7 protein-coding genes are annotated in these 9,702 nt (G+C 41.3%); 4 read left to right on the top strand and 3 right to left on the bottom strand.

The genetic code is table 11. The features are described from left to right. From PN457_RS04885 to PN457_RS04900, 4 genes are all read left to right on the top strand, one after another. Positions 1-160, top strand: a 160-nt coding sequence (locus tag PN457_RS04885; protein ID WP_271731716.1) for an HNH endonuclease, incomplete at its 5' end; no start/stop codon positions are given. 83 nt (positions 161-243) lie between these two features. Beyond that, the gene (thiO, locus tag PN457_RS04890; protein ID WP_271731704.1) at positions 244-2,232 is read left to right on the top strand and encodes a glycine oxidase ThiO; all 1,989 of its coding nucleotides are present in this window, start codon (positions 244-246) and stop codon (positions 2,230-2,232) included. Positions 2,233-2,375: 143 nt separating this feature from the next. Next, entirely contained in the window at positions 2,376-2,555 is a 180-nt protein-coding gene (gene psb34 / locus PN457_RS04895) for a photosystem II assembly protein Psb34 (protein WP_271731706.1), read from the top strand. Between the two features lie 354 nt (positions 2,556-2,909). Next, on the top strand, positions 2,910-5,108 hold the full coding sequence (locus PN457_RS04900) for a tetratricopeptide repeat protein (protein WP_271731708.1): 2,199 nt from the start codon (positions 2,910-2,912) through the stop codon (positions 5,106-5,108). Positions 5,109-5,171: 63 nt separating this feature from the next. On the opposite strand, the gene PN457_RS04905 is transcribed toward PN457_RS04900, so the two are convergent. The 3 genes from PN457_RS04905 to PN457_RS04915 form a co-directional block, all read right to left on the bottom strand. Then, the gene (locus PN457_RS04905; RefSeq protein ID WP_271731710.1) at positions 5,172-6,380 is read right to left on the bottom strand and encodes a 4-hydroxy-3-methylbut-2-enyl diphosphate reductase; all 1,209 of its coding nucleotides are present in this window, start codon (positions 6,378-6,380) and stop codon (positions 5,172-5,174) included. A 161-nt stretch (positions 6,381-6,541) separates the two neighbouring features. After that, complete coding sequence (locus PN457_RS04910; RefSeq protein WP_271731712.1) at positions 6,542-8,119, bottom strand: ammonium transporter; 1,578 nt, start codon at positions 8,117-8,119, stop codon at positions 6,542-6,544. Positions 8,120-9,519: 1,400 nt separating this feature from the next. Then, on the bottom strand, positions 9,520-9,702 hold a 183-nt coding region (locus PN457_RS04915; protein WP_271731714.1), incomplete at its 5' end, for a hypothetical protein.

A 9,702-nucleotide genomic window follows, 5' to 3' on the forward strand; every position in this document is an offset into this window, starting at 1 on the left:
CTCCAAAGGTGGAAAAGATGAATATAAGAATCTACAACTATTGCACAGACATTGCCACGACAAGAAGACAGCCAGAGATGGAAGTCTTACAGGTATTCATGACAAGAACCATATCACTGAGGAGCCGTATGAGGTGAAAGTTTCACGTACGGTTTTGTAGACGAGTCGGTTGGGTGACTGACCGGCTTAGTTTAATAGTTATTAGTTATGTACTAATTGTAAATAGCTAATGATAAATGACTAATGACTAGTGACGTTTTAATTATTGGTGGCGGTGCCATTGGCTTAAGCCTGTCCGTGGAATTGAAGTTGCGCGGAGCCTCAGTTACCGTGCTTTGCCGTGATTTTCAGGCTGCATCTACCCAGGCTGCAGCCGGGATGTTAGCACCAGATGCGGAAAAGATCGACAATCAAGCAATGGGCTTGTTGTGTCGGCGATCGTGTGCCTTATATTCAGACTGGACTGATAAACTCGAACAATTAACCGGTTTAAATACTGGTTACTGGCCTTGCGGGATATTAGCACCAGTTTATCAAGGACAAGTGGAGAAAGTAGATGCTTTGGGAATACCCACCCATCAGTCCCCATACTGGCGAGATCAAGCAGCAATTCACCAATATCAGTCAGGATTAACAGCAGAAGTAGTTGGTGGTTGGTGGTATCCTGAGGACGGACAAGTTGATAATCGTGCTTTGGCAAATGTACTCTGGACAGCTGCCCAATCCCTTGGTGTTCAACTCAAAGACCAGGTGAAAGTCGAAGCATTTTTACAACAGCAGGGTGAAGTTATTGGCGTAAGAACAAATACAGGGATAATTCGTGCTGCCCATTATGTTTTAGCTACAGGTGCATGGTCGTCTGAATTATTACCATTACCTGTGCGTCCTCGCAAAGGGCAAATGCTGAGGGTGGGAGTACCAGAATTTATCCCTGAATTGCCCCTAACACGGGTTTTATTCGGAGAGAATATTTATATTGTACCGAGGCGAAACCGTTCTATAATCATTGGGGCAACCAATGAAGATGTGGGCTTTACGCCCCACAACACCCCCGCTGGTATTCAAACCTTACTTCAACAAGCCATTAGACTGTATCCCCAATTACAAGATTATCCCATCCAGGAATTCTGGTGGGGATTTCGTCCCGCTACACCCGATGAGTTACCTATTTTAGGGGGTAGCCACTGTCAAAATTTAACTTTGGCTACAGGTCATTATCGTAATGGCATACTGCTTGCACCCATCACCGCGGCATTAATTGCTGATTTGATATGTCAGCAAAAATATGATCCGATCTTGTCTAATTTCCACTATTCGCGCTTTCATCGCCAGTCATCTACCTTTACCCCCATGTTTACCCACTCAGCTAACTTCTCTCAGGTCAGTCATTCTCCCAATTCACTGCTCCCTATTGAAGATCAGACCAATTACCGCTCTACAGATTCACCACTGGTCATCGCCGGTAAAACTTTTCAGTCCCGCTTGATGACAGGAACGGGTAAGTATCGCAGCATTCAAGAAATGCAGCAAAGTATTCTTGCTAGTGGTTGTCAAATTGTCACTGTGGCAGTTAGACGGGTGCAAACTCAAGCCCCTGGACATGAGGGTTTAGCCCAAGCCCTGGATTGGACAAAAATTTGGATGTTACCTAATACTGCTGGTTGTGAAACTGCCGAGGAAGCCATTCGCGTGGCTCGTTTGGGGCGGGAAATGGCGAAACTGTTGGGACAGGAAGATAACAATTTTGTGAAATTAGAAGTCATTCCTGATCCTAAATATTTACTTCCTGACCCGATTGGCACGCTACAAGCGGCCGAACAGCTAGTAAAAGAAGGTTTTGCTGTACTACCCTACATCAATGCTGATCCCATGTTAGCCAAGCGCCTCGAAGATGTTGGCTGTGCTACAGTTATGCCTTTAGCGTCTCCCATTGGTTCGGGACAAGGGTTGAAAACAACTGCTAATATTCAAATTATCATTGAAAATGCCCGGATACCAGTAGTGGTAGATGCGGGCATTGGCTCACCATCCGAAGCAGCCCAGGCTATGGAATTAGGTGCAGATGCCTTATTAATTAATAGTGCCATCGCTCTTTCCCAAACCCCTCCAGCCATGGCCCAAGCCATGAATTTAGCAGCAGTAGCCGGGCGTTTAGCATATCTGGCTGGCAGAATGCCCCTGAAAACCTACGCTAGTGCTAGCTCACCTCTGACCGGAACAATTACTAATTAGAGAATAGGGAATAGGCAATGCAGAATTGGGGGTTCTGGATGATATTGAACCCCTAATGTAACGATTTGTATATTAATAGGAAAGCCGAATATAGCGTTTATGTAACATAAAACGAATAAAAGATCATCATTAGGAATTGATTTATGCCCTATACCAACGAAGAAGGCGGCCGTTTGAATAATTTTGCCAATGAACCAAAAGTTTACCAAGCAGAACCTCCCACAAACGAGCAAAAGCGTACCTATATCATTTTAGGAATTACCGCCGCCATTTTGGTTGCTGGTTTAATTTTTGTTTCCTTCTCTGTTTCTCATGTCAGTTAACTAAAAGATTTTTTCAATTTCATTATAAAATCTTTAATTTTATAATCCTTGGCTAGCTCAGTCCATTAGTGATGTGAGTTGGTCACTTTTAATTCCATACTTATATACTGAGAACATTAAGTAAAAATCCCCCTATATAGATAGCACTAAATCCTGGTAGAGTCAATTTTTGTGATAATTTGTTATAATCATATACATTATGTAGAATTAATATAAATAGATACTAAACATTTGACAAAAAGTCAAATCCTTGATAAATCCTGAGCAGATTAAAGGCCATAATTTATTTTTGTCTGTCTGCTGCAATACATCCTGTCAAATCTATGTTTACGATATTTTGGCTCTTTAGCCGCCATGAGCGTGAATGATATTACACACTCCGATCATTTTACTTGGAATCGAAAAGTCTATCATCGTCTAAAAATTGCCCTGAGTCTTGGTTTAAGACGACAAGTTTTTTTAGCAGTTAGTGATAATCTCAACTTACGAAATCAAGTAGCAGCACGGTTGCATTCTACTTTAGCTTATCCAGTTGGGCAGGTGCTATATAAGCCTATAGATGGTTATGAAAGTAGTACTTCAGCTTATCCGCGATTAGTCACCTTAAGATTGAATCTCAATGATCCTAATCCTATAGATCATGTTAATCAATGGTTATCTAATTACCCACCACCGATTGTAAGTACATCAAAAGATACACCAGGTAAACCACTACCAATACCTATGTTTCAGATTGTAGGTGTGGAACAATTAACCAAGCAACCAGTGGCGATACAGCGCTTATTTTTACACTATCTGCGCTTAACTGATGAGAATTATTCTAGTCGACAGCCTGGTCTATTTTTAGAAACGAGTCTGTTGCTGTGGGTAACGCGTCCTTGGTTATCTGCTATTCAGGAATCAGCACCACAGTTTTGGCGTTGGCGTACTGGTGTGTTTGTGTTTGCAGGAGAGCCAACACCAAGTACACAAAGTCAAGCTGTTCCGGAAAGTTCCTCCAGTGCTAGAAATTGGGATTTAGAAGATATTAACCAATCTGTTCTGGATGAATCAGTAATGGAAGCCGAAACCTACGGTACATCCGCCCAGGAATTAAATTTTGAGGATGATTTAGATTTCCCTGTGGAATCACCAACGAATCACCAAGGTAAAAAGGAAAACTCCAAATCATTCATGGCTGGAAAGGAACAACAAAAATCTGGTGATCAATCCAGTCAAGGCAACCAGCTGATGAAATTTTCATTCTCCCATATTAATAAGCAGTTAATTCAACTGATTATAACAACAATCAACACCAGTCCTGGTGAAAATGGAGAGGATCACCAACAACTGCAAGAAATCCTTTTAGAAATTGAAGAACTACACTCACAACAAGCCTCTGTTGAGGTATTGGCACGACTGTATCATCATTTGGGAAACTTATATCGCTTACGCATTGAACAGGGAAAATCAAGTTCAGAAAATTTGATGGTGGCAATTCTTGCCTATCAGGAGGCGATCGCCTATGATGAAACATCACCTCAAACACCAGAGATTTTAAATGACCTGGGTACACTCTATTGGATGCTATACCGAACCCCCCATCCATCAGGTGATAGCAAAGCGTATATAGAGCAGGCAATTGAATTTTATCATTTGGCTTTAAAGCTGACATCCCCCCAAGAAAAACCAGAAACCCATACACGCCTACAAAATAATCTCGGTACTGCCTACAGTGATTTAGCTCGTCTTACCAACCCATGCGAGAATTGGCAACAGGCAGTATTAGCTTACAGCGAAGCGCTGCGTTATGGTGCACCCACGATGGAATCGTTAAAGTATGCTGCTTGCCAAAATAACTTAGGTACGGCTTATTGGCATTTAGCGCAACACAATCAACCAGTAGTCAATTTTAAAAAAGCGATCGCTTTATACACTCAGGCTTTAGCTCAGTACAGCCCGGAGCAGGAACCATTGAAGTATGGTATGATCCAGAATAATATCGGTACTGCCTACTGGAATTTAGCACAATACGAAGAATCAGCAGAAAATCTGCAATTAGCTATTAATGTCTACCACGAAGCTTTAAAATACCGGACTCCAGCTAAAGCTCCTAGTGCTTGTGCCGCGACGCAAAATAATCTAGCCACTGCTTACTGGCATTTAGCCAACTTAGCTCAAACAACTAAACAGTCACGACAAAATTTATTACAATTGTCTATTGCAGCTTATGATGAAGCTATTGCTTTGGCTGTTTCACTTAGGGGTAATAATTTAGGTTTTGATTTGTTTGCTGCTCACAATAATTTGGGGTTAGCTCATTATCAGCTGGTTATGGATAATTATTTTACTGGTACTCAATCCACAATTTCACAACACTTAGAGGCAGCATTAACTCATCATTTGCACGCTATAAATGGATTTGCTCACCAACCAGAGGCTCGTCAGACAACCTTGAATTATATTGTGAAAACAATTCGTGCTTTCCACAATAAATTGGGCATAGAGGGGCAAAATCTCGGTTTATCTAAGGTTCCAGGATCTTTATTACCCGAAATTTTACCTAAGTTATGAGTAGTTCAAGGGAATAGATCCCGACTTCTTTGATCAGTCGGGTATCTGCTATGTAGAAGTTACTTAAACTGCTGATACCATTGCTTTTAATGTAAAAATCCGCGAAATCACATCTTCTACTACTTTATCGGGTGTAGAAGCACCAGAAGTCACTCCTACAACGATTTCACCATCAGGTAACCAGCTTTGGTCGATCGCTAATTCCCCGTTTAACCGTCGATGTTCAATAGCATCTGCTGACTGTATTCGTTCCACACAATCAATGTGGTAGGAAGGAATACCTTTTTCAGAGGCAATTTGTTGTAATTGGGCTGTATTCGATGAATTAAACCCACCAATTACTAGCATCAAATCTAGGTTATGTTGTACTAATTCCAACATAGCATCTTGACGTTCTTGGGTAGCATCACAGATAGTATTAAAGCTTTGGAAATGCTGATTTAACTCAATAGTTCCATACTTGTGCATCATAGTCCGCTCAAACAGCTTACCAATTTGCTCAGTCTCATCTTTGAGCATGGTGGTTTGGTTAGCAATACCTACTCTTTCTAAGTCCCTGTCAGGGTCAAATCCTGCTGAACAAGCTTTAGCAAACTTTTGCAAAAATTCCTGGCGATCGCCACCATGGAGAATGTAATCTGCAACATACTGGGCTTGTTGTAAATTGAGCACAATCAGATATTTGCCCGCAAAAGAACTAGTAGCAACTGTTTCCTCGTGCTTATATTTACCGTGAATAATGGATGTATAATTAACTTTTTTGTGCTTTTCAACTGTATTCCAAACTTTCGACACCCAAGGACAAGTTGTATCAACGATTTTACAACCTTGGTCATGGAGAATTTGCATTTCTTGAACGCTGGCTCCAAATGCTGGTAGAATCACCACATCACCAGTTTCCACCACAGAAAAATCCTTTTGACCAGCTTCTACAGGAATAAATTTGATACCCATTTCCTGCATGCGCTGATTCACAGAGGGATTATGAATGATCTCATTAGTAATCCAGATGGGTTCAGTGGGGAAATGCTGACGGGTTTCATAAGCCATGGCCACAGCGCGTTCTACACCCCAGCAAAAACCAAAGGCTTGGGCGAGGCGGATAGTCACATCGCCTTGTGTCAAAATGTAGTTGCGATCGCGAATTTCCTGAATCAAACCACTTTGATACTCAGATTGTAGCTGGGTAGTGACTTCGGCTTGGTGACCAAATCCCTTACGATTATAATTTTCCGAATGTTGGAGCGCTCGTTTAAAAGCTTTTGTATCCATTGGATTTGCAACTTAAATTACTATTTATTATGTCTAACCCTAGAATATAATTGATTTTCTAGGCAGACCTTCCATAGTGATTTTAAATCCCCAGAGGCAACAGGTGCAAAATTGGGCAGAAAAAAACCCGCCACTTCTCAGACGGGTCATGAGTCACAATCTTAATATTTATCCCCTGACATTTCAGGTGACCCGTGTCCTTCAGGAAACCCCGTAGGGGTAGTTTCTCTGAGGAATCCAGTATAGGCTTCCATACCGTGTTCGGCAATGTCTAAACCTTCTAACTCTTCCTCACGAGTTACCCGGATACCTAAAGTAGCTTTGAGTGTCAGCCAAAAGATGCTACTCAGAAGAACTGTCATCCCACCCACAGTCACAACACCAACCAGTTGAATCAAGAACTGTCCTAAACCACCCCCAGCAAATAAACCCGCTGCTGGCCCCGCACCTTCACCGTACCAGGAATAAATACCAGGACCTACAGACCACAGACCTACTGCTAGGGTTCCCCAGATACCACAAACAAGGTGAACCGAGGTAGCACCCACTGGGTCATCAATACGGATTTTATCGAATAGAGTCACTGCAAAAACTACAATTACTCCCCCAATGAAACCAATGAGTAACGCGGCGGGAACACCAACGTAGGCGCAAGAAGCTGTAATTGCTACCAATCCAGCTAAAACACCGTTGATAATCATTGATAAGTCGGGCTTACCTAAGTAAATCCAAGCTGTACCTGTAGCACCAATTGCACCTGCAGCCGCAGCCATGTTAGTTGTTACAGCTATATGGGCGATCGCATTACCATCAGCGGCCATGGTGGAACCGGGGTTAAAACCAAACCAGCCCAACCAGAGAATTAAACAGCCTAGGGTAGCAATGCTCATGTTGTGACCCGGTAAAGCCAAAACTTCGCTACCCTGATATTTACCAATCCGTGGTCCGAGAAATGCAGCTCCCATTAAAGCCGCCCAACCCCCCATGGAGTGGACGACGGTAGAACCTGCAAAGTCCCAGAAGCCAAATTGACTTAGCCAACCACCACCCCATACCCAGTGTCCGGTAATTGGGTAAGCAATACCTACCAGTAGGAGGCTGAAGATTAAGAAGTCAAGAAATTTAATTCTCTCTGCTACCGCACCAGAAACAATTGTCGCCGCAGTTCCCGCAAAGGCTAGTTGAAATAAAAACTTCGCTGCTAAAGGTACACCCGCCCAGCTCAGAGAACTGAACACACCTTTATAAGCGTCGCTTGTTAAAGGACTGTTATCTGCTCCTGAGAGGAAAAACCCCGAGGTTCCCAAGAAACTATTACCATCCCCAAACATAATACCAAAACCAATTGCCCAAAAGGCAATACTCGCTAGAGCAAATACAATTAAGTTCTTAGCTAGAACGTTAACCGCATTTTTCTGGCGACAAAAACCGGTTTCTAACATCCCGAAACCAGCATTCATAAAGAATACTAAAAATGCGGCGATCGCCACCCAAAGAGTATCTAGAGCAACCTTAAGTTCTCCTACTTCTGTTATCCCTGCATCTGGCGTTTGAGCAACTGCTACATAACCCCAGCCCAAAACAATCAAGCAAGCTAAGGGTAAACAGGCTTGCCAACTGGGACTAAGCCCCTTAACAGCTAAGTTAAATCTCTTTAACTTTGAGGTCAAGCCTGTATTTTTACCGTACTTTCTTGGAGATACTCGCCTATTTTTAATTGTCGATTTTTGTTGGTACATGAGTTTCAATGACACCCTACTTGAATGCAACAAACCATTTAGGCGCTACACATTAACGCCCAAAATAAACATTGATTTATCAAGCACAAATTGCACATAACCTAACTAGGAGTTTAGGAAACTATTGGTACACTTGTAAACATTTTTGATAATTGTATTAGGGAAATAGCATATTCTTAACCAAAAATTCTCACCTCCTTACCGGAATTTTTAATCCTTCAACATCATGTTTGGAAACCCACAATCGCCACAACTGGCAAATCTGAGGTGAAATTAACACTATAAAGCATGGATAATAGTACAAATTTAGTACCTCTGTTCCCACAAGATTAGGCATAATGAAAGTAGGTTTTGCGATCAACCTCCATCAACTCAGCCAGAAATTTGACTGATCTTCTATTTAGTTAGCCTAAAATTCTGTATCTTTAGATACTTTTTCTCTGGGCAAAAAAGAATAGTAGCAACCAGCGCCGACTACTAAATTAAATTAACCGACTCAAATTTCCTTATATCTATCAGGATGGAAACTTAAATCAAAGTATGAATTTTTATTAAAAAATATGATTATATCCTTCATAAATCAGGCTGGAGATGGCAGATCAACAAGCCAGCTATCCCTCATCCAAAGGAGAGCATTGATACTTGTATATTCTTTAGGTAAAAAAATACAGTAATATCTATATGAATGTGAAGATAATATGAAATTATCTTATACTTGATTGTTTCACTGAAGAATAACTGATATTTTACTTAGTAAATAAATTAAACTATATCTTGTCTTGGCCTTGTCTTAAGATCAGGATATGATTTTTTTTGTTACTTTTTTTACATTTATTGAGTTTGATAACATTAGCCTTATCCTCGCTTAAGACCCACCCATAAGATCATAAAATCTTCCACCTCTGGGTTTTGGCTTCAGATGAACAGGAGAGTATCGAATCTGGCATCGTGGGTAAATAGGATGAAAACCGTTCTAGTAGAGAGCGGATTATCATTTATCTGTGTAAATAATAATTTTTGAATTGCCGTCGTTAACAAAATAGGTTTTAGTTTAAGTTTTATGTTGAAACATACTGTAATCATATATCTACTACTAGTACCATTAACAACAATTTTCGGGTAACTATCTACTACACAGAAAAGCCCACCATAACAATATAGCATTATTCTCTCAAAAAAAATAAATTGATGAAATCAGGAACTGATTGATTAAGAGTAGAGTTAATAAAAATACTGCATACCTTGGCAGAAATCTTGTAACAGGATTAACACTGGAATAATAGCAATATTAGTCACAGGAACCTTAGCGGATCACATCAGTTTCTATTTGCATATATAACTTAACTTGTGTGAGGTGTTATGAAACGATTTAATTTGTTTGCTGCTACTTTCGTATGGGGTTATTGTTTGACCTCTATATGTGCGGATTTTGTCCTGGCAGGGCCAGTTCCCGTCGGCTCTCTGAGTGGGGTAACTCTGCCAGGGAGACCTACAGCCCCAGTTACGGTAACTCCCAACATCCCCCCGACTACCCCAGTTACGGTAACTCCCAACATCCCCCCGACTACCCCAGTTACGGTAAC

Source organism: Anabaenopsis arnoldii (genome assembly GCF_028331025.1).
GTDB lineage: Bacteria > Cyanobacteriota > Cyanobacteriia > Cyanobacteriales > Nostocaceae > Anabaenopsis > Anabaenopsis arnoldii.